This window comes from Marinitoga arctica, assembly GCF_054657315.1.
Map to the genome: position 1 here is coordinate 1 of NZ_BAAHYY010000066.1, position 994 is coordinate 994.

The window sequence follows — 994 nt, forward strand, 5'->3', positions numbered from 1 at the left end:
GGTGGAGTAATATCAATGACAAAAACATGGGCAAAAGAATTTGCGAGAAAAGGAGCCCAAGTAAGAGTAAATGCAATAGCACCAGGATTCATAAAAACACCAATGACAAAAGATCTACCAGAAAAAGTAATAGAACTAGTAAAAAGCAAAACAGTATTACAAAGGATGGGGGAACCAGAAGAAATAGCAAACACAGCATTATTTCTAGCAAGTGATGAAAGTAGTTTCATAACAGGACAAGTAATAAGCGTAGATGGAGGATTAGTATTATAAAAGAATATAATAAAAATTTAATATAAAAGGATAAAAGTAAAAAGTAAGGGGGAACAAAAATGGAAAAAGTATATATAATAGGAGCAAAAAGGACAGCAATAGGAAGCTTTGGCGGGACACTAAAAGACAAAAAAGCAGCAGAACTAGGAGCAGAAGCAATAAAAGGAGCAATAAAACAAGCAGGAATAACACCAGAACAAATAGATCAAACAATAGTAGGAAACGTATTAATGGCAGGACAAGGGATGGGACCAGCAAGACAAGCAGCAATATATGCAGGGATACCAGTAGAAAAACCGGCATACACAGTACACATGGTATGTGGAAGTGGAATGAAAGCAATAATGCTAGGAGCAAATGAAATAAAACTAGGGAATGCAGAAATAATAGCAACAGCAGGAATGGAAAGCATGTCAAACGCACCGATGTTACTACCAGCAAAAGCGAGATTCGGACTGAAATTTGGAAACATAGAAATGATAGATCACATGGTATATGACGGACTAACAGACGTATTCAATCAATATCACATGGGAATAACAGCAGAAAACATAGTAGAAAAATATGGACTAACAAGAGAAGAACAAGACGAATTTGCAGCAATCAGTCAGCAAAGAGCAGAAAAAGCGATAAAAGAAGGAAAATTCAAAGAAGAAATAATACCAATAGAAATAAAAACAAAAAAAGAAACAAAAATATTTGACACAGACGAATACCCAAG

General features: G+C 35.1%; 2 protein-coding genes. Both read left to right on the forward strand.

Annotation, left to right across the window (positions count from 1 at the left end):
- A partial coding sequence (locus tag ACYQ44_RS10350; RefSeq protein ID WP_459997200.1) for an SDR family oxidoreductase occupies positions 1-273 on the forward strand: 273 nt, incomplete at its 5' end.
- A gap of 59 nt (positions 274-332) precedes the next feature.
- Positions 333-994, forward strand: a 662-nt coding sequence (locus ACYQ44_RS10355; protein WP_459997202.1) for a thiolase family protein, incomplete at its 3' end; no start/stop codon positions are given.